This is a genomic window from Paraburkholderia phenoliruptrix (assembly GCF_902859825.1).
In the GTDB taxonomy this organism is placed as follows: Bacteria; Pseudomonadota; Gammaproteobacteria; order Burkholderiales; family Burkholderiaceae; genus Paraburkholderia; species Paraburkholderia phenoliruptrix.
On sequence record NZ_CADIKB010000014.1, the window covers coordinates 74231 to 94018 of the forward strand.

The 19788-nt window shown below is 63.8% G+C and carries 18 protein-coding genes; 11 read left to right on the forward strand and 7 right to left on the reverse strand.

Annotated elements, in window-relative coordinates; all coding sequences use genetic code 11:
• Positions 1–539: 539 nt before the first annotated feature.
• From dksA to hslU, 3 genes are all read left to right on the forward strand, one after another.
• A complete protein-coding gene (gene dksA / locus HV711_RS16355) occupies positions 540–959 on the forward strand; it encodes an RNA polymerase-binding protein DksA (protein ID WP_007179681.1) in 420 nt (139 codons plus the stop codon).
• A gap of 262 nt (positions 960–1221) precedes the next feature.
• Positions 1222–1758, forward strand: coding sequence for an ATP-dependent protease subunit HslV (gene hslV / locus HV711_RS16360; RefSeq protein ID WP_013586838.1), 537 nt, complete (start codon positions 1222–1224; stop codon positions 1756–1758).
• Positions 1759–1767: 9 nt separating this feature from the next.
• Positions 1768–3114 (forward strand): ATP-dependent protease ATPase subunit HslU, encoded by a 1347-nt coding sequence (hslU, locus tag HV711_RS16365; RefSeq protein ID WP_035482015.1) that lies wholly within the window; start codon positions 1768–1770, stop codon positions 3112–3114.
• Positions 3115–3285: 171 nt separating this feature from the next.
• On the opposite strand, the gene HV711_RS16370 is transcribed toward hslU, so the two are convergent.
• On the reverse strand, positions 3286–3828 hold the full coding sequence (locus HV711_RS16370; RefSeq protein ID WP_006050519.1) for a response regulator transcription factor: 543 nt from the start codon (positions 3826–3828) through the stop codon (positions 3286–3288).
• A complete protein-coding gene (locus HV711_RS16375) occupies positions 3825–5135 on the reverse strand; it encodes an ATP-binding protein (RefSeq protein WP_013586836.1) in 1311 nt (436 codons plus the stop codon). The genes HV711_RS16370 and HV711_RS16375 overlap by 4 nt, the downstream gene beginning before the upstream one ends.
• Before the next feature lie 105 nt (positions 5136–5240).
• Here HV711_RS16375 and HV711_RS16380 point away from each other — a divergent pair, with 105 nt between their 5' ends.
• A complete protein-coding gene (locus HV711_RS16380; protein WP_035482072.1) occupies positions 5241–6869 on the forward strand; it encodes a tetratricopeptide repeat protein in 1629 nt (542 codons plus the stop codon).
• A 37-nt stretch (positions 6870–6906) separates the two neighbouring features.
• Here HV711_RS16380 and HV711_RS16385 read toward each other — a convergent pair whose 3' ends face one another.
• Positions 6907–7125, reverse strand: a complete 219-nt coding sequence (locus HV711_RS16385; RefSeq protein WP_035482016.1) for a cysteine-rich CWC family protein — start codon at positions 7123–7125, stop codon at positions 6907–6909.
• 262 nt (positions 7126–7387) lie between these two features.
• On the opposite strand from HV711_RS16385, the gene argB reads away from it, so the two are divergent.
• The 7 genes from argB (at position 7388) to HV711_RS16420 (ending at position 14746) form a co-directional block, all read left to right on the forward strand.
• On the forward strand, positions 7388–8287 hold the full coding sequence (gene argB / locus HV711_RS16390) for an acetylglutamate kinase (protein ID WP_013337747.1): 900 nt from the start codon (positions 7388–7390) through the stop codon (positions 8285–8287).
• A gap of 272 nt (positions 8288–8559) precedes the next feature.
• Positions 8560–9363 (forward strand): pyrimidine 5'-nucleotidase, encoded by an 804-nt coding sequence (locus tag HV711_RS16395; RefSeq protein ID WP_028362076.1) that lies wholly within the window; start codon positions 8560–8562, stop codon positions 9361–9363.
• Positions 9330–10004, forward strand: coding sequence for a nucleoid occlusion factor SlmA (gene slmA, locus HV711_RS16400; protein ID WP_035482017.1), 675 nt, complete (start codon positions 9330–9332; stop codon positions 10002–10004). The genes HV711_RS16395 and slmA overlap by 34 nt, the downstream gene beginning before the upstream one ends.
• A gap of 305 nt (positions 10005–10309) precedes the next feature.
• Entirely contained in the window at positions 10310–11455 is a 1146-nt protein-coding gene (metX, locus tag HV711_RS16405; protein ID WP_013586832.1) for a homoserine O-succinyltransferase MetX, read from the forward strand.
• The gene (metW, locus tag HV711_RS16410) at positions 11452–12060 is read left to right on the forward strand and encodes a methionine biosynthesis protein MetW (RefSeq protein WP_013337743.1); all 609 of its coding nucleotides are present in this window, start codon (positions 11452–11454) and stop codon (positions 12058–12060) included. The genes metX and metW overlap by 4 nt, the downstream gene beginning before the upstream one ends.
• Before the next feature lie 14 nt (positions 12061–12074).
• Positions 12075–13469, forward strand: a complete 1395-nt coding sequence (locus HV711_RS16415; RefSeq protein ID WP_013586831.1) for an AmpG family muropeptide MFS transporter — start codon at positions 12075–12077, stop codon at positions 13467–13469.
• Complete coding sequence (locus tag HV711_RS16420; RefSeq protein WP_082201495.1) at positions 13466–14746, forward strand: M48 family metallopeptidase; 1281 nt, start codon at positions 13466–13468, stop codon at positions 14744–14746. Before HV711_RS16415 ends, HV711_RS16420 begins: the two co-directional genes overlap by 4 nt.
• 56 nt (positions 14747–14802) lie before the next feature.
• Here the strand turns inward: HV711_RS16420 and HV711_RS16425 are convergent, their stop codons facing one another.
• From HV711_RS16425 to gatA, 4 genes are all read right to left on the reverse strand, one after another.
• Positions 14803–15582: an exodeoxyribonuclease III gene (locus HV711_RS16425; RefSeq protein WP_013586829.1), complete on the reverse strand. Its 780-nt coding sequence runs from the start codon at positions 15580–15582 to the stop codon at positions 14803–14805.
• 64 nt (positions 15583–15646) lie between these two features.
• Positions 15647–16483: a PPK2 family polyphosphate kinase gene (locus tag HV711_RS16430; protein WP_028362078.1), complete on the reverse strand. Its 837-nt coding sequence runs from the start codon at positions 16481–16483 to the stop codon at positions 15647–15649.
• A 192-nt stretch (positions 16484–16675) separates the two neighbouring features.
• Entirely contained in the window at positions 16676–18151 is a 1476-nt protein-coding gene (gene gatB / locus HV711_RS16435) for an Asp-tRNA(Asn)/Glu-tRNA(Gln) amidotransferase subunit GatB (protein WP_013586827.1), read from the reverse strand.
• A gap of 5 nt (positions 18152–18156) precedes the next feature.
• Positions 18157–19644 (reverse strand): Asp-tRNA(Asn)/Glu-tRNA(Gln) amidotransferase subunit GatA, encoded by a 1488-nt coding sequence (gene gatA / locus HV711_RS16440; RefSeq protein WP_035482020.1) that lies wholly within the window; start codon positions 19642–19644, stop codon positions 18157–18159.
• Positions 19645–19788 lie beyond the last annotated feature (144 nt).

A 19788-nucleotide genomic window follows, 5' to 3' on the forward strand; every position in this document is an offset into this window, starting at 1 on the left:
AACCGCCGCCGCGAAATGTGCGGTGGCGCACACGTATGAAAAACGCGTGAAAACCCTGCTGTATTAGTGTGCGCCCAACCATCGCTTTTTGACCGTTCGCGCGTTATATTTTCGGGATACCGGTGCGCCGCAGAGGGATTTCCACCAGTTGCGGCGCCCGATTGCGATTCAGTTACAATACGTGCCCACTGGAGAATGAGAACGATTTGCCCGGTCAGTGCGCGGTCATGACATATTGCGCGCCGGGCCTGAAGCGGCGCCGGAAAATCTTATCCGGGGACTCGCCGACAATGCCCGTAGCAGCCAGAGGAGACTCGCTGCCCCGGAGCAAATACCTCAGGAGCATTTGAGAACCGGTTTCCAGAGGAGTTCGGCCCCGCATTGGCGTTGCGACGCCCGAGGCGGGCGTGAGGCGCTTCGGCGTCACGACAGGTCATCGTCCGTGCCAGCCTTGTGCCGCGCGCCCCAGGCGCCTTGCGGGCAATACGAAAGTGCGGGCACTATGTAGAGTTTTGCCTCACATTGAAGAAGTAAGCCAGATGACGACGAAACGACTCTTGACCGAAGCCGAAATCCTGAAGATGAGCGACAAGGATTACATGAATGAGGATCAGCTCGCTTTCTTCAAGAACAAGCTCGAACAGCTGCAGGCGGACATTCTCCGCAATGCGGGCCAGACGACCGAAAACCTGCGCGAAACGGTAATCGTGCCGGACCCGGCCGACCGCGCAACGATCGAGGAAGAGCATGCCCTCGAACTGCGCACGCGCGACCGCGAGCGCAAGCTGCTGAAGAAGGTGCAGCAGTCCATCGCGCGCATCGACTCGGGCGAGTACGGCTGGTGTGAGGAAACCGGTGAGCCGATCGGCATTCCGCGTCTGCTCGCACGGCCCACGGCCACGCTGTCGCTCGAGGCGCAGGAGCGCCGCGAACTGCGCCAGAAGCTGTTCGGCGACTGAACGCCGGCGGCGCGGCTTCGGCGCCGTGCCCACAAACGCTGCTTCGTCGAGAGGCGCACGGTGATCCGTGCGCCTTTTTCTTTTGTCCTATGCCGTTTGCCGGCTCTTGATATGCCCGCGCGCGCCCTAAAATAATTCCGACATGCGCTGCACGAGCGCGCGAGGCGGCTCAAATTCGCGTCGCGCGCCGTCCGCTTCCAGGCATTCATGCGGTCGCGCATCGCGCTGCCGCGTCCTACCCGCTTTGCAAAGAGGAACGCATATGGAGCAATTTCACGGCACGACGATCGTCTCCGTGCGCCGCGGCGACAAAGTCGCGCTCGGCGGCGACGGCCAGGTGACGCTCGGCAACATCGTCATGAAAGGCGGTGCCAAGAAGGTCAGGCGCATTTACAACGGCAAGGTTCTGGTGGGCTTCGCGGGCGGTACGGCGGACGCCTTTTCGCTGCTCGACCGCTTCGAAGCGAAGCTGGAAAAGCATCAGGGCAATCTCACGCGCGCCGCGGTCGAGCTCGCGAAAGACTGGCGCACGGACCGCATGCTGCGCCGTCTGGAAGCCATGCTGATCACGGCGGACGCGACCACCACGCTCGTCATCACCGGTAACGGCGACGTGCTCGATCCCGAAGGCGGCATTTGCGCGATCGGTTCCGGCGGCGCTTATGCGCAGGCCGCAGCGAGGGCCCTCGCGGACAACACGCAGTTGTCGCCGCGCGAAATTGTGGAGAAGTCGCTGGAAATTGCCGGCGACATGTGCATCTACACCAACCACAACCGCGTCATCGAGACGATCGAGTAAGGAGCCACGATGAGCACCATGACCCCCGCCGAGATCGTCTCGGAACTCGACAAACACATCATCGGCCAAGCCCGCGCGAAGAAAGCGGTTGCCGTGGCGCTGCGCAACCGCTGGCGCCGTCAGCAGGTCGAAGAGCCGCTGCGCCAGGAAATCACGCCGAAAAACATTCTGATGATCGGACCGACCGGCGTCGGCAAAACGGAAATCGCGCGGCGCCTCGCCAAGCTCGCGGACGCGCCGTTCATCAAGATCGAAGCTACCAAATTTACCGAGGTGGGCTATGTCGGCCGCGATGTCGACAGCATCGTGCGCGATCTGATCGAAATTTCGGTCAAGCAGACGCGCGAATCGGAAATGCGCAAAGTGCGGACCAAGGCCGAAGATCAGGCCGAAGACCGCATTCTCGACATACTGCTGCCCACCGCGCGGCCCGTCGGTTTCGGCTCGAGTTCGAGCGCCGCGGACACCGCCGACGAAGGCAGCACGACGCGCCAGACGTTCCGCAAGCGTCTGCGCGAAGGTCTTCTCGACGACAAGGAAATCGAGCTCGACGTCGAGCAGCCGCAAGTCGGCATGGACATCATGGGGCCGCCGGGCATGGAAGACATGACCGAGCAGATCCGTTCGATGTTCGCCAACATCGGCGGCGGCAAGAAAACGCGCCGCAAGATGAAGGTGAAAGAGGCGCTCAAGGTGCTCACCGACGAAGAAGCCGGCAAGATGCTCAACGACGAAGAGGTGAAAACCAAGGCGGTGCAGAACGTCGAGCAGAACGGCATTGTGTTCCTCGACGAAATCGACAAGATCGCCTCGCGCAGCGAAGCCGGCGGCGGCGAAGTGTCCCGTCAGGGCGTGCAGCGCGATCTGCTGCCGCTCGTGGAAGGCACCACGATCAACACTAAGTACGGCATGGTGAAGACGGATCACATCCTGTTCATCGCGAGCGGCGCTTTTCATCTTGCCAAGCCGAGCGATCTGATTCCGGAGCTGCAAGGCCGTTTTCCGATCCGCGTGGAACTCGATTCGCTGTCGGTCAAAGACTTCGAGTCGATCCTCGTGTCGACGGACGCGAGCCTCGTCAAGCAATACCAGGCATTGCTCGCAACCGAAGACGTCCACCTCGAATTCGCGGACGACGGCATTCGCCGCCTGGCGGAAATTGCTTATTCGGTGAACGAAAAGACTGAAAACATCGGCGCGCGGCGTCTCTATACGGTCATCGAAAAACTGCTGGAGGAAGTCTCGTTTTCCGCCGGCAATCATTCCGGCAAGACGGTGCAGATCGACGCCGCGTATGTGGACCGCGCACTGAACGAAGTAGCCGAAGACGAAGATCTGTCGCGTTACGTGCTCTGATCTGAAGCCTGAACGGCGAAGCAAAGACGGGCTGCTTTTAAAAGAGCAGCCCGTTTCGTTTGGTGTTTTGTTTGGCGTTGTTTTGCTGTGTTGGCCAAGCACTGTGACGCGCCGCGCTCGCCAGAACCGCTTGCACTCCGATTCAGGGGAAAGGCATAAACAAACCGCCGCCTACTGCTTCACCGGCCGCTTCGCGAGCTTGCGCTGCAAGGTCCGGCGATGCATGTTCAACGCGCGCGCCGTGGCCGAAATGTTGCCGCCGTGCTCCGCCAGCACGCGTTGAATGTGCTCCCACTCGAGACGCGCAACGGAAAGTGGCGTGGGATGCTCGATCGCCTCTTCGGCCTGCAACGCGCTCGCCTCACTTTGCAGTGCAGACAAGATGGTTTCGACGTTGGCGGGCTTTGCCAGATAGTTGTCCGCACCATCTTTCACCGCCTGTACCGCGGTGGCGATGCTCGCATAGCCCGTCAGCACCAGCATGCGCGCGTCGGGTTGCAGGTCGCGCAACGGCGCGACGAGCGTGAGGCCGGAGTCGTTGCCAAGATGCAAGTCGACGGTGATCTGGCTGAACTTCTGCTGGTTGGCGAGCCTGATGGCCTCGTCCGCGTTGTGCGCTTCGCTCACCGTGTAGCCGCGCCGCGTGAGACCGCGCGCGAGGATGCCGGAGAACACCTCGTCGTCGTCGATCACCAGAAAATTCATTTCGCTCATGCCTGTTTCTCCGTGTTGGATGGCGCGGCGCCTTGACGGCCCGGACCGGAAATTTTGCGCTCGGTGAGCGGCAGCCGCAAAACCGCGCGCGTACCGCGCGGCCTGGTTGGACTGACGTCTGTCAATTCGATCGACCCTTTCAGACGCGCCGCCGCCGAAAACGCCAGATACAAACCGACGCCGTGCCCGCCCTGCGTGCTCTCCACGGGCATGTTTCCGAGCGAGCCGCGCAGCGCAGCCGGAATGCCTGGGCCCGCGTCGCAGACTTCCAGTTCGATCTGGTCGCCGCGCGCCGCCAACCTGCACGACAGCGTGACGTGATCGCGACTCGCGCGCGCCGCGTTGTCGAGCAGAATCGTCAGAATCTGGCTGACGGCTACCGTGTCGTCAAGGCTGACATCCGCGGGCGGAGCGCCGAGCCGCTCGAACTTCACATGCGGATGGCGCAAGCGCCATTGCTCGGCGAACGATTCGAGCCATTCGTCCACCGGCTGACGCTGCGTGCTGGTCGTTGCGCGGCTGCGCAATCTCGCAAGCGCCGACGTGCACAAGCTCATCTGTTGTTCGAGCAGTTCGAGATCGGCGCTGTACGGCGCGAGTCCCTTGTCGGTGCGCGCGGCGTCGCGGAGTTCTTCGGACAGCATCGCAATTGTAGACAGAGGCGTGCCGATTTCGTGAGCGACGGTCGCCGCCTGGACGCCCAGCGCGACCGCGCGTTCGTCCTGGAGCAAGCGCTGCTGCGCTTCTCCGAGCGCTGCGTCACGTAGCCGCAGGGCTCGCGACATGCGCGCGACGAACCACGCGATTAGCCCCACGCTCACCATGAAGTTCACCCACATGCCAGCACGGTAGTAGTCGAACAGGTTCGCGGGATTGTCGAGATTCAACGGCACCGAATCGAAGCCGAGCACGGCGTAGCAGGCCACGGCAAACGCGGCGAGCCAGGCCATGAGCTGCCACGGCAGGACGGCCGCCGCAATCGCGAGCGACGGCAGATATAGCGACACAAACGGATTGGTGGTGCCGCCGGACAGAAACAGCAACGCCGACAATGCGCCGAGATCGACCCAGATCTGGCCGAACAACTCCATATTCGACTCGGGCCGCTGCTGCGCGACGCGCCACCATGTGAGCCCGTTGAAAATCACTTCGAGCGCGATGACGAGCAACATGGCCGGCAACGGCAAATGCACGCCGATGAAGATCTGCACGAACGCGATAGTCAGCAGTTGCCCGATGATCGCGAGGCTGCGCAGCCAGAACAGATGGCCGAGATTGACGCGGCCGGTGTTAGTTATACGATGCATGACTTCAGTTTACCTGTTCGGATGCTTCCGAATGATGCCGCCGCCGCGCGGCGCTACCATAGTCGCTTTGTCAGCGCGAGGCCGGTCGTTCGGCTGCAATCAACCATGGTCAACCCCGACATCTCGTCAGCTTTCCTTAACTTTTTGCGGCAAGGTGCCGCGGCTCGCCGCACCGGCGCGCGGGTGCTCGAGGCCGAGGCGCTCCATGCCGCCGCACAACTGCGTCCGCTCGACGACGAGTCGCTCGCTTCGCTCACCCACGCGCTGATTGAACAGCAACGACATGGCGATGCAATCGAACTGGCCGCCATTATTGCGCAACTCGACGAGCACAACGCCCATGCGCACTTCCGTCTCGGCTACGCATTGCAGATGGCGGGGCAGCACCACGACGCCTTGGCCCCGTATCGACGCGCGCTCGCACTGAACCCGGCGCTACCCTCGCTGCGCTGCAATCTCGCGGGCGCGCTTGCGTTCACCCATCACGGTCTGGACGAGCAGATCGCGCTGCTCGAAGAGGCGGTCCAACACGATCCCGCCGACGGCAATGCGTGGATCAATCTCGCGGGAGCCTATCGCAAGAACATGGATTTGCCGCGCGCGCTGGAAGCCGGCGAGCGCGCCGTGCTCTGCGCGCCGCTCAACCCGCTTGCGCACAACAACTATGCGCTGACGCTACGGGAAGCGCAACGCTGGGACACAGCGCTGCAAGCCGCGCAAACTGCCTGCGCGCTCGCGCCCGCCGACGCCTTCATGCGCTCCAATCTGGCCATGCTGCAACTCATGCGCGGCGATCATGCGAACGGTTGGCTCTCGCATGAAGCACGCTGGAGCGGCTCGGCGGAGCTGCACGGCCATCGTCCGGCCCTGCCCGCGCCCACGTGGCGCGGCGAGCCGCTTGCCGGTAAGACACTGCTCGTGTGGGGCGAGCAAGGCATGGGCGACGTGCTGCAGTTCAGTCGCTACATTCCGCTTGTGGCCGAGCGTGCGCATCGCGAAGGCGGCCGCCTTGCATGGAACTCGTTCCCGCAGATGGGCGCGCTCCTCGCGCGCAGCCTCGGCGGCCATGTCGATCATTATTCGGCGGGCGGCGGGGTCGAAACGCTGCCGTCTTTCGACTTCGAGATTCCACTGCTGAGCCTGCCGTTGATTCTCGGCACGCGCGAGGCGACCATTCCCGCTGCCACGCCCTATCTGCACGCGGACGCTGCTGCCCTCGCGCGCTGGCGCGAGCGGCTCGCCGGCGAGCCGCGGCTCAAGGTCGGGCTCGCATGGACCGGCAGTCAGGGGCACCAACGCAATCCGTTTCGCCGTGTCGGCTGGGAACGCTATGCGACGCACTTCGCCAACCTGCGCAACGTGGCGTTCTACTCGTTGCAGCCGGGTGCGGGCGCGGAGGTCGCGGCAGCAAGCGCCGCCGGTCTGCCTATGACCGACTACACCGCCGAATTCGCGACTTTCGACGACACCGCCGCCTTTGTCGGCGCACTCGACCTGGTCATTACCGTTTGCACCTCCGTTGCGCACCTGAGCGGCGCGCTCGGGCAGCGCACCTGGGTGCTGCTCGACGTCAATCCGCATTGGGTGTGGCTCGTCGACCGACGCGACAACCCGTGGTACCCGAGCGCGACGCTGTACCGGCAGCCGCGGTTCGGCGAGTGGGAGCCGGCGCTTGCGGCGCTCACCCGCGATCTGGATGCACTCGCGGCCCGGCACGCCGCCGCGCCGTGCTAGCGTGGGCAGGCCTCAGCGCCCGGTAAACCGCTCACGGTCAGCCGCCGCCGGGCTCAGGCTGAGCCGCCCGGGCGATTTCCGCGGCGAGGCATTCCGGGCATAGGCAACGGCCGGCCGGGTCCAGCCAGTCGCGCGGCAGCGCCGGCATCTGGCGGCACCAGCAGTCGAACGGCTCTTTTTGCATCGCGCAGTCAAACGCATTGCCGCAGCGCGGGCAACGCGCGCTGCCCTGAGAGCGGGAGGCAGACGGTTTCATGACAGACGGCGTTCTCGGGGGACATCGACGAAGAAATGATGCCACGGCTCGCGTCCTACCGTGAGTCGTCCATTCGGCTAATTCACAGGCGCGCCGTTTGCGCGCTACGCTTTGCCGTCGGATCGCGCTGCAAACCGCGGTGTCGCAGTGCGGAAACGGCGCGTTGCGCGCCGCCGCCCACGCGTGTCGAAAACCCTGTTGCAGTGCGCCAGTCCTGTACAATTCGCCCTGTTTCAACTGTTCCGTGCCCGAGCCTGCCGCCATGTCCGAGCTTCCCGACCTTTCGCAGATTGCGCCCACCCTGAAGGCTGAAATCCTGGCCGAGGCGCTGCCTTACATTCGCCAGTATCACGGCAAGACCGTGGTCATCAAATATGGCGGCAACGCCATGACGGAAGAGCGGCTGAAGCAGGGCTTTGCGCGCGACGTGATTCTGCTCAAGCTGGTCGGCATCAATCCGGTCATCGTGCACGGCGGCGGTCCGCAAATCGACCAGGCGCTCAAGAAGGTCGGCAAGCAGGGCACGTTCATTCAGGGCATGCGCGTCACCGACGAAGAGACGATGGAAGTCGTCGAATGGGTGCTCGGGGGCGAAGTGCAGCAGGACATCGTCACGCTGATCAATCACTTCGGCGGTCACGCAGTGGGTCTGACCGGCAAGGACGGCGGCCTGATCCACGCGCGCAAGATGCTGATGCCGGACCGCGACAATCCCGGGCAGTATGTGGACATCGGCCAGGTGGGCGAAGTCGAGGCAATTAATCCGGCCGTGGTGAAGGCACTGCAGGACGACGCATTCATTCCGGTCATCTCACCGATCGGCTTCGGCGAAGACGGGCTGTCGTACAACATCAACGCCGACCTCGTCGCGGGCAAGCTGGCGGTGGTGCTGAACGCCGAAAAGCTCGTGATGATGACGAACATTCCCGGCGTGATGGACAAGGAAGGCAATCTGCTCACCGACCTATCCGCGCGTGAAATCGACGGCCTGTTCGCCGACGGCACCATCTCGGGCGGCATGCTGCCCAAGATCTCGTCCGCACTCGACGCCGCGAAGAGCGGCGTGCGCTCGGTGCACATTATCGACGGGCGCATCGAACATTCGGTGCTGTTGGAAATTCTCACCGAACAGCCGTTCGGCACGATGATCCGCTCGCATTGATTGCAGCGGCCGACCGGCATATGAAGCGCGCTGCTGTAACGCGCCTCGTGTGCCGCCTCGTGTGCCGCCTCGTGTGCCGCCTCGTGTGCCGCCTCGTATGCCGCCCCGTGGGCTGCGCGGCGTCTGCGCCGCGCCGGATCGGTCGCCGGGTCGGCACCGGGTCCGCATCACGCCAGATCAGGCGCCCGGTTACGCCCCAGTCGCGCCCCGTTCCATTCACAGCCCGGTAGCATGCTAATCGCGGCGCCGGCGCCTGAACCGCCCTCTTTCCCATGCGCACTCCGACTTCCCGGCGCCGTCGTCCGCTTATCGCAGGTGGTCGCCCGGTCTGGCTGTTCGATCTCGACAATACGCTGCACCACGCGTCGCACGCGATCTTCCCCGCAATCAATCAGGCGATGACGCAGTACATCGTCGACGCGCTGCAGGTGGAACTCGACGAAGCGAACCGTCTGCGCACCGGCTACACCCAGCGCTACGGCGCGGCGCTCCTCGGCCTCACGCGCCACCATCCGCTCGATGCCACCGACTTCCTCAAAGTCGTACACACGTTTCCCGATCTCGGCTCCATGATTCGCCACGAGCGCGGCGTCGCACGTCTCGTGGCAGCGTTGCCGGGCCGCAAGATCGTGCTGACCAACGCACCGGAGGCCTATGCGCGCGCGGTGCTCGCGCAACTGCGCATCGAGCGTCTGTTCGAGCAGGTCATCGCAATCGAGCACATGCGCGACCGGCGCCGCTGGCGCGCGAAGCCCGACCACGCGATGCTGCGCAAGGCGATGCGCGACACCCATGTGTCGCTGAAGGACGTGATTCTCGTCGAAGACACGCGCTCGCACCTGAAGAACTACCGGCGGCTCGGCATCCGCACGGTGTGGATCACCGGCCACCTGCCGCGCAAACCGCATGCGGACGGCGTGCCCACGCGGCTGCCGGGCACGGGCCGCCCGCATTATGTGGATCGCAGCATTCGTTCGTTAAAATCGCTACGACTGAGCACCCGCTCCGTTCGATTGAAGCGCCAGCAGACGGGACGACAGCCATGCAGCCGATCGACAAGCCTGACGAAGCCCTAGCCGAACCCGAACCCGCTGCGCCGGCCGTCCCGCGCGCGCAGCGCCTGAAGCCCGGCGAGCGCCGCGTGCACATCCTGCAGACGCTCGCCGCAATGCTGGAAGCGCCCAAAAGCGAAAAGATCACGACCGCGGCGCTTGCCGCGCGGCTTGGCGTATCCGAAGCCGCGCTCTACCGGCACTTCGCGAGCAAGGCGCAAATGTTCGAAGGACTCATCGAGTTCATCGAGCAGACCATCTTCGGCCTGATCAATCAGATCGTCGACAAGGAAAACAATGGCGTGCTGCAGGCGCGCGCCATCGCGCTGATGCTTCTGAATTTCTCTGCGAAAAATCCTGGCATGACGCGCGTGCTGACCTGCGAAGCGCTCGTCGGCGAACATGAACGGCTGACGGCGCGCGTCAATCAGATGCTGGAGCGTGTGGAAGCTTCGCTCAAGCAATGCCTGCGCGTCGCCGCGGCGAATGCCGGCGCCGGGGCGCAACACGCACCGGCGCTCGTGCCGGCGGACTACGATCCCGCCATCCGCGCGAGCCTGCTGCTCAGCTATGTGATTGGGCGCTGGCATCGCTTTGTCCGCAGCGGCTTTGTGCGCCTGCCCGCCGACGAGGCCGACCCGCAATTGCGCGTGATCTTGCAGTAGTGCGCGGGACGGCGCACCGACAGTCAGCCAGACGCTGCCGCGCGGAATTTTCCGCTATACTTTGCGCCTGACTGCGGCGCTGCATCTGCCTCAAACCCTCTTCCGGTATCGGGCGCCGCGCTTCAGAACTGAATACGTCATACGCGCCGATTTGCTGACTCGATTGCGGGCGCGCGAACCAGTGGAATCACTCCCCGGTTCACTATAAATGCGGCTAAAGAGGTCGTCAGCCGCGCACAAGTCGTTTTCCCCCGTGCTTTGCCGACGCCGTCTAGCCGCCCTGTATTTGTCAAATGGCGGAATGAATGGAATCGATCGGCATCGTCGCTCCACAAAAAATGCATTTCCCCGAGCCGTTGCGTCTGCAAAGCGGCAGCTCGCTCGCGGGCTATGACCTGATGGTCGAGACCTACGGCACGCTCAATGCCGCGCGCAGCAATGCGGTGCTCGTCTGCCACGCGCTCAACGCGTCGCATCACGTGGCGGGCGTGTATGCGGACAATCCGAAGGACATCGGCTGGTGGGACAACATGGTCGGCCCCGGCAAGCCGCTCGATACCGACCGGTTCTTCGTGATCGGCGTCAACAATCTCGGCTCGTGCTTCGGCTCGACCGGCCCCATGAGCATCGATCCGGCCACGGGCAAGCCGTACGGCGCGACGTTCCCGGTCGTCACCGTGGAAGACTGGGTCAATGCGCAGGCGCGCGTCGCCGATCAGTTCGGCATTGAGCGCTTCGCGGCGGTCATGGGCGGCAGCCTCGGCGGCATGCAGGCGCTCGCGTGGAGCATGATGTATCCGGAGCGCGTCGCGCATTGCATCGTGGTGGCGTCCACGCCGAAGCTGTCCGCGCAGAACATTGCGTTTAACGAAGTGGCGCGCTCGGCGATTCTGTCGGACCCGGACTTCCATGGCGGCAACTACTACGCGCACAACGTGAAGCCGAAACGCGGCTTGCGCGTCGCGCGAATGATCGGCCACATCACCTATCTGTCGGACGACGACATGGCCGAGAAATTCGGCCGGTCGCTGCGCCGCGCGGAAGGCGCGCTCGACGCCTACAACTTCAATTTCGACGTGGAGTTCGAAGTGGAGTCGTATTTGCGCTATCAGGGCGACAAGTTTGCCGACTATTTCGACGCGAACACCTATCTGCTCATCACGCGCGCGCTGGATTACTTCGATCCTGCCAAGGCGTTTGAGGGCGATCTGACAGCGGCTCTTGCGCACACCACGGCGAAATATCTGATTGCGAGTTTCACAACCGACTGGCGTTTTGCGCCGGCCCGCTCGCGCGAGCTGGTGAAGGCGCTGCTGGATCACAAGCGCACGGTCACCTACGCGGAAATCGACGCGCCGCACGGCCACGACGCCTTTCTGCTCGACGACGCGCGCTATCACAACCTGATGCGCGCCTACTACGAACGCATTGCAAACGAGGTGAACGCATGAACCAGCGAGCACTCGATTATCTGGCGCTGCGCCCGGACTTCCGCGCCATCGCCCGCTGGGTGGAACCGCGCGCCACGGTGCTGGATCTGGGCTGCGGCGACGGCTCGCTGCTCTCGCTTCTCAGCGAGGAGCTGGACGTGCAGGGCTACGGCATCGAGATCAACGACGCGGGCGTGCTGGCCGCGACGCAAAACGGCGTCAACGTGATCCAGCAGAATCTCGAAGACGGCCTGCGCCTTTTCGAGGACGGCAGCTTCGATTTCGCGATTCTGTCGCAGACGCTGCAAACCATTCATCAGACCGCTGCAATTCTGCGCGAAACGGTGCGCGTCGGTCGCGAATGCATCGTATCGTTTCCGAACTTCGGCTATTGGGCGCATCGGCTCTCGGTGCTGCAAGGACGCATGCCGGTGTCGAAGTCGCTGCCCTATCAATGGCACAACACGCCGAACGTGCGCGTGCTGACCATCAAGGACTTCGAAGCGCTCGCGCCCGAAGTCGGCATCGAGATTCTCGACCGCGTCGTGCTGCACGACGGTCAGACGGTGCGGTGGGGGGTGAACTGGCGTGGTAGTCTTGCGGTCTATCGCGTCAAGAAAAGCTAACGCAACTTATTCACATGTCGAACCCGCCGCACGAGGCGCCCGCACTTACCGCTCACCAAGAACATCCCGGCTGGCGCGCGTTTTTCAATACGCGCATGCTGATCTGCGTCTTTCTCGGTTTTACGTCGGGATTGCCGCTGTTCACGCTCGTCTATCTGGTGCAAGCCTGGTTGCGCTCGGAAGGCGTCAATCTGAAGGAAATCGGTCTTTTTGCGCTGATCCAGTTTCCCTACACATGGAAATTCATCTGGGCGCCGCTCATGGACCGCTACGTCCCGCGGCTGCCCGGCTGGCGTCCGGGTAGGCGCCGCGGCTGGATGCTCGTCACGCAGATTCTCGTCGCGGGCGCCATCGCCGCGTTGGGATTCGTGTCGCCGCGCGACTCCATCTGGACGGTCGCCGCACTGACAGCGCTCGTCGCGTTTTTCGGCGCGAGCCAGGATATTTCGATCGACGCCTACCGGCGCGAGTTGCTGAGCGACACGGAGCAAGGTCTCGGCAATGCCGTGCACGTGAACGCCTACAAGATTGCGGCGCTGGTGCCCGGATCGCTGGCGCTTATTCTGTCGGATCATTTGCCGTGGACGACGGTTTTCATGGTGACGGGCGCCTTCATGCTGCCGGGAATCGTCATGACGCTCGTAGTCCGCGAACCCGAAGTGCACGGCACGCCGCCCAAGAATCTGCGCGAAGCCATCGTGCAGCCGTTCCGTGAATTCCTCGAGCGCGACGGCTGGCGCGGCGCGCTCTTCGTGCTCGGCTTCATCTTTCTCTACAAGCTCGGGGACACGATGGCGACCACGCTGTCCACCTCGTTCTTTCTCGACATTGGCTTCTCGCGCACGCAGATCGGCGTGATCGCGAAAACGACGGCATTCGGTGCGAGTCTCGCGGGCGGCATTGTCGGCGGCGTGTGGCTCATGAAAATCGGCATCGGCCGGGGCTTGTGGATTTTCGGCATTCTGCAGATGGTGTCGACGCTCGGCTTTGCATGGCTCGCGCACCTCGGGCCGGCTTCGCCCGGCCTGACGGCAATTTACGACATCGCGGTAGGAATCAGCGAAGGCACGACGAAGCTGCTGTCGTGGGTCGGCATCGACTGGTCGGTGCAGTTGGAGCCGCGCTCGGTTGCGCTTGCGCTCGTCTACGGTTTCGAGACCTTTTCCACCGGTCTGACGATGGCGGCCTTTACCGCGTACATCGCCAGCACGACCGACCCGCGTTACACGGCCACCCAGTTCGCGCTGTTCACGAGCCTCGCCTCGGTGCCGCGCACGCTGGCCTCGGCGGCGAGCGGCTATGTGGTCGCGAAAATCGGCTGGTTCGACTATTTCATCGTCTGCACCGCGCTCGCTGTGCCGGGCATGCTGCTGCTGTTGCGCATCGCGCCGTGGAGAGTCCGGTCGTGAAGGCGCTTTTTGACCACAAGCCCTTGTGCTTGCGCGCCGGCTCCGGCACGGGGCGCGACGCTGGCCGCAGCGCGCTCGGTGCTGTGCTGAGCGCAGGCTGTCTGAGCTTTATCGGCGGTTTGCTGATGCCGTCCGGTGCAGATGCAGCGGCGACCGCAGCAGCCGCGAACAGCGCCACTACGGCGACGTCTGCGAACACGGCCAATCCTGCAACCGCCGCGGCGCCGCAAGCACCGGCCGCCACTGCGAAATCCGCGGCGGCCGCTGCCGGCGCCGAAAGCGCGCCGCCTGCCGCACCAGCCGCAAATAGCACAGCCAACTCGGGCAGCGCGCCGGCCGCGGGCGCCTCGCCGGGATCATCGCCGCAACCCTCTCCGAACGCGAAAGCGGCGGCGACGGCAGCCACGTCGTCGCCCGCGGGCGCGGCCAGGCCGCCGGCCGCCGCACCTGCGTCCGCGCCGTACAGCCCCAACAACCAGTTGCGCTACGGCGGCTATCTGGTGTTCCGCAACCTGATTCCATCGCCGATGCTGGAGGCGCAAGCCGCCGAAGAGTTCAGCCAGATCGCGTACGGTGCCGAGCACGCCAACCGTCTCTACGGCGAAACGGACGCGCACGTTACGCGCGTGCGCTCGATCGTCGACAAGATGGTGCCCTACTCGCTCAAATGGAACGAGCGCGCCAAAGGCTGGAAGTGGGACATCGCCGTGGTGCGCTCGCCGGACATCCGCATGTACTGTCTGCCGGGTGGCAAGATCGTCGTGTACGGCGGCCTGCTCGACCGCGCGCGTCTGAACGACAACGAACTCGGCATGCTGCTGGGCCATGAGATTGCCCACGCACTGCGCGAACATGCGCGCGAGCGGCTCGGCCAGTTGCAGGCGAGCCAGCTGGATTCGTCGGGCACCATTCCGCAGTTGTTCGGCCTTGCGGACCTCGGCATGGCGCCGCTCGGCATCGGCTCGCGGCTGCTCGAAATGAAGTACGAAAACACGGACGAAACGGAAGCCGATGTGATCGGCAGCGACATCGCCTCGCGCGCCGGCTTCGATCCGCGCGCGGCGGTCACGCTGTGGGACAAGCTCGCGCAGGCCACGCGCAGCAATCAGCAGGGCTTTATTTACGTGCATCCGTACCCGCCGGCGCGGCGCCAGGACATCATCAAGCGCCTGCCGGACATGCTGCCGCTTTACGCGAAGGCTATCGGCAAAACCGTGGATGCGCTGCCGGATTACGCCGGCATGGGCCGTCCGCGCCGCAAGCTGGCGCGCGATTAGGAGGACGCCTGCGTTTCATCGCACGCGTCTGAACCGCGCCCCGCGAAACCTGAACCTTACTTCTTCACGTCGTGGTCGTAGTCGACTGTCAGCGGCGCGTGGTCGCTGAACTTGATGTCGCGAAACACCTCGGTGCGTTTCGCCGTGCTCGCGATGCCCGGCGTCGCAATCTGATAATCGATCCGCCACCCCACGTTCTTCGCATACGCCTGGCCGCGATTGCTCCACCACGTGTATTGCTCGGGCCGCTGATCGAGGGTCCGGAAGACGTCGACGTAACCCACTTCGTCGAACAGTTTGGTGAGCCACGCGCGTTCTTCCGGCAGGCAGCCGGAGTTCTTCTGGTTGCTCTTCCAGTTCTTGATGTCGATTTCCTTGTGGACGATATTCACGTCGCCGCACACGATCACTTCCCGCTCGCGCGCGAGTTCGGCGAGATGCGGCATGAACTCGTCCATGAAACGGTACTTGGCCTGCTGACGCTCTTCGCCGCTCGAGCCTGACGGCACGTACACGGACACAACGGACAGCTTGCCGAAACGCAGTTCGACATAGCGCCCTTCGGGGTCGAACTCCTCGCTGCCAAAGCCGATCACGACCTCGTCCGGCTCGTGGCGCGTATAGACGCCGGCGCCGCTATAGCCCTTCTTCACCGCATGCTGGAAATAGCCGGTGAAATCGTGCGGCGCCATGAATTCCGGCGTCATGTCGTCCTGCGAACATTTGATTTCCTGCACGCACAGCACGTCGGCATTCTGCTCGCCGAACCAGTCGAAGAATCCCTTCTTTGCCGCTGAGCGGATGCCGTTCAGGTTGGCGGTAATCACTCGCAACATGTCGTTCCTTTGTGTTCGCTTGGTTTCAGATTCGTGTTCGATGCCTCGCTGACGAAGCCCGCGGCTATTCGACCTTGACGCCTTTCAGCGATTCTTTGGCCGGCGGATAGTCGAGCTTCAGCCCCTGGAAAGTGCGCAACAGCAACTCGGCCACCATCACGTTGCGGTGCGTTTTGGAGTCCGCGGGAATCACGTACCACGGCGCGTATTCGGTGGAAGTCGCGGCCAGCGTGTCACGATAGACGGCCTGGTATTTGTCCCACTGCTTGCGCGCGTCGAGGTCCGACACGTCGAATTTCCAGTGCTTGGTTTCATCGTCGATCCGCGCCTGCAGCCGCTCGCGCTGCTCGTCTTTCGAAATATGCAGCATGCACTTGATGATCGTCGTGTCGCTGTCGGCGAGCAGTTCCTCGAACTGGCGAATGTGGCGGCAGCGCACGTCGAATGCGTTTTCGTCGATGCTGCCGAGCACTGTCGGCACGAGCAGATCTTCGTAATGGCTGCGGTTGAAGATGGTGAGTTCGCCCGCCGCGGGCGCTTGCGCGTGCACGCGCCACAGGAAATCGTGCGCGAGTTCGTCGGGTGTGGGCGCCCTGAACGGCGCGATGCGCAGACCGAGCGGATCGACTTCGTGGAACACGGCGCGAATCGTGCCGTCCTTGCCGCTCGTGTCCATACCTTGGAGCACCAGCAACACGCGGCGTTTTCGCTGCGCATGCAATCGCTCCTGGAAGACGTCGAGCTCCGCGCCGATTTCCGAAAGCCGCTGACGATCAGACTCTTTCGTACCCGTCGAAAAAGGCTTCGCGGCGGGATCGAAGTCGTCGAGGGAAAATTTGTTTTTCTTCTTGCCGTCGAAGTAAGGCACGCGGAAATCGTCGAGATCGGGTTGCTTCGCCATCCACACACTCCGTAATCTGCGCCCGGTACGCCAAAGCGGGCTTGCAAATGAAACGGGCCGTTGCCCGCACTTTCGTTTCCGGCAACAGCCCGCGGGCGCCGAAGCGAGCGCTTCAGCTATCTGCGTTCGAGCGCATTTTGTCAGCTCGCGGGCCAGGCTTGAACCTGGCTGCAAACTGAGTTCAACCGGGCATCAGCCCAGCTTCTTCTTCAGCAGTTCGTTCACCTGCGCCGGGTTCGCCTTGCCCTTGGTCGCCTTCATCGCCTGGCCGATCAGCGCGTTGAACGCCTTCTCCTTGCCCGCGCGGAATTCCTCGACCGACTTCTGGTTGGCGGCCAGCACCTCGTCGATGATCGCTTCGAGCGCGCCGGTATCCGAAATCTGCTTCAGGCCCTTCGCTTCGATAATGCGGTCGGCCGCGACGTCGTCCGTCGCCTTCTCTTCCCAGATGGCGAGGAAAATCTCCTTCGCGATCTTGTTTGAGATCGTGCCGTCGGCAATACGTTGCAGCACCAGCGCGAGCTGTGCGGACGACACCGGGCATTCAGCAATGTCGAGGCCTTCGCGATTCAGTTGCGACGACACCTCGCCCATCACCCAGTTCGCCGCGACCTTCGCATTGGCCGCACCAAGCTTCTCGACCACCGCTTCGAAGTACGCGGCCGTCGCCTTGCTCGACGTCAGGACGTTGGCGTCGTACGGCGTCAAACCGTATTGCGAGACGAAGCGCTGCTGGATCGCCTCCGGCAGTTCCGGCATTTCGCGCTTCACGCGCTCGACCCACGCCGCGTCGATCACGAGCGGCATCAGATCCGGATCGGGGAAATACCGGTAATCGTGCGCGTCTTCCTTGCTGCGCATGGAGCGCGTTTCGCGCCGGTCCGGATCGTAGAGACGCGTTTCCTGCACCACCGTGCCGCCGTCTTCGATCAGTTCGATCTGGCGGCGCACTTCGTACTGAATGGCTTCTTCAAGGAAACGGAACGAGTTCAGGTTCTTGATCTCGGCGCGCGTGCCGAATTCCGCCTGACCGAGCGGGCGCACCGACACGTTGGCGTCGCAGCGGAACGAGCCTTCCTGCATGTTGCCGTCGCAAATGCCGAGCCACGTGACGAGCGTGTGCAGCGTCTTCGCGTAAGCCACCGCTTCCGCCGCGCTGCGCATTTCCGGCTCGGTGACGATTTCGAGCAGCGGCGTGCCGGCGCGGTTCAGGTCGATGCCCGTCATGCCCGCGAAGTCTTCGTGCAGCGACTTGCCGGCATCTTCCTCGAGATGCGCGCGCGTGAGATTGACGACCTTCGCGTAGGCTGCCGTGCCCGCTTTCTCGTTGGCCGGCACCTGGATCGTCACCTGGCCGCCTTGCACCACGGGAATCTCGTACTGGCTGATCTGATAGCCCTTCGGCAGGTCGGGGTAAAAGTAGTTCTTGCGCGCGAAGATGCTGCGCGGCGCGACCGTTGCACCGATTGCGAGGCCGAACTGGATTGCGCGTTCCACGGCGCCGCGGTTCATCACCGGCAAGGTGCCCGGCAAGGCCAGATCCACGGGACAGGCCTGCGTGTTAGGCGCGGCGCCGAACTGCGTAGGCGCGCCCGAGAAAATCTTGGATTGCGTGGACAGCTGCGCGTGGGTCTCCAGACCGATCACGACTTCCCATTGCTTGGTCATGGTGCTCACACTCCTGCCGGTGCCTTGCGGTGCCAGTCGGTCGCGCGCTGGAACGCGTCGGTCACCTGGAGCATCCGGGCTTCATTGAAATAGTTGCCGATGATCTGCAATCCCACCGGACGCTGCGCGTTGGCGCCCGCGCCGAAGCCGCACGGCACGCTCATGCCCGGCAAGCCGGCAAGGCTGACCGACAGCGTGTAGACGTCGGCGAGGTACATCTGCACCGGGTCGTCGCCCTTCGCGCCCAGATCCCACGCCACCGACGGCGCGACCGGTCCCATGATGACGTCGCATTCCTTGAACGCTTGCTGGAAATCCTGCGCGATGATGCGGCGAATTTTCTGAGCCTGCAGGTAATACGCGTCGTAATAGCCGTGCGACAGCACGTAGGCGCCGACCATGATGCGGCGCTTCACTTCGGGCCCGAAGCCTTCCGCGCGCGACTTCTTGTACATGTCGAGCAGATCGCGGTATTCCGCGGCGCGATGGCCGAAGCGCACGCCGTCAAAGCGCGACAGGTTCGACGAGGCCTCCGCCGGCGCGATGACGTAATAGACCGGAATGGACAGCTCGGTCTTCGGCAGCGATACCTCGACGAGCGTGGCGCCGAGCGCCTCGTATTGCTTCAGCGCGGCGTCGATGGATGCGCGGACGTCGTCGGCGAGACCGGCGCCGAAATATTCCTTCGGCAAGCCGATGCGCAAGCCGGCGAGCGGCTTGGCCGCCTCCCCTTGCTGCCAGGGCTGGCCGAGATAGCGCGTGTAGTCTTCGTCGTCGCGCACGAGGCTCGTCGAATCGCGCTCGTCGAAGCCGGCCATGGCGTTGAGCAGCAGCGCGCAATCCGCGGCGCTTTGCGCCATCGGCCCGCCCTGATCCAGCGACGAAGCGAACGCGATCATGCCGTAGCGCGACACGCGGCCGTAGGTCGGCTTGATGCCGGTGATGCCCGAGAACGAGGCCGGCTGGCGGATCGAGCCGCCCGTATCCGTACCGGTTGCTGCGGGCGCGAGGCGCGCAGCGACAGCCGCAGCCGAACCGCCCGACGAACCGCCCGGCACCGCCTGACGATCCCAAGGATTTTTCACCGCGCCAAAGTAGGAGTTTTCGTTCGACGAGCCCATCGCGAACTCGTCCATGTTGGTCTTGCCGACGCACACCATGCCGGCGTTGGAGAGACGCTCGACCACGGTCGCGTCGAACGGACTTTCGTAGTTCGACAGCATTTTCGAGCCGGCGGTGGAGCGCCAGCCCTTCGTCACGAACACGTCCTTATGCGCGATGGGCACGCCGGTCAGCGGACCGCCGTGACCCGCGTGCAGCAGCGCGTCCGCGGCTTTGGCCTGTGCGAGGGTAAGGTCCGGGTCGACCTGGATGAATGCATTGAGGCCGCTCGCCGCCTCGATGCGTTTCAGATAAAGCTGCGCCAGCTCGACTGCGGAGCATTCCTTCGCCGTCAACGCGGCGCGCAGTTCGGTCAAACTTTTTTCATGCATTGCGTGATGTCCTGGAAAGCGCGGCAGCGCGGATCGCGCTGCCGTGGAGGCGTTCGATTGCCCGCCGGCGAACCGGGCCGAGGTATCGGCGAAAAGCGAACCTGCGAGCGCCAGCCCGAAAGCGGCAAGCCGCCCGTGCAGCCT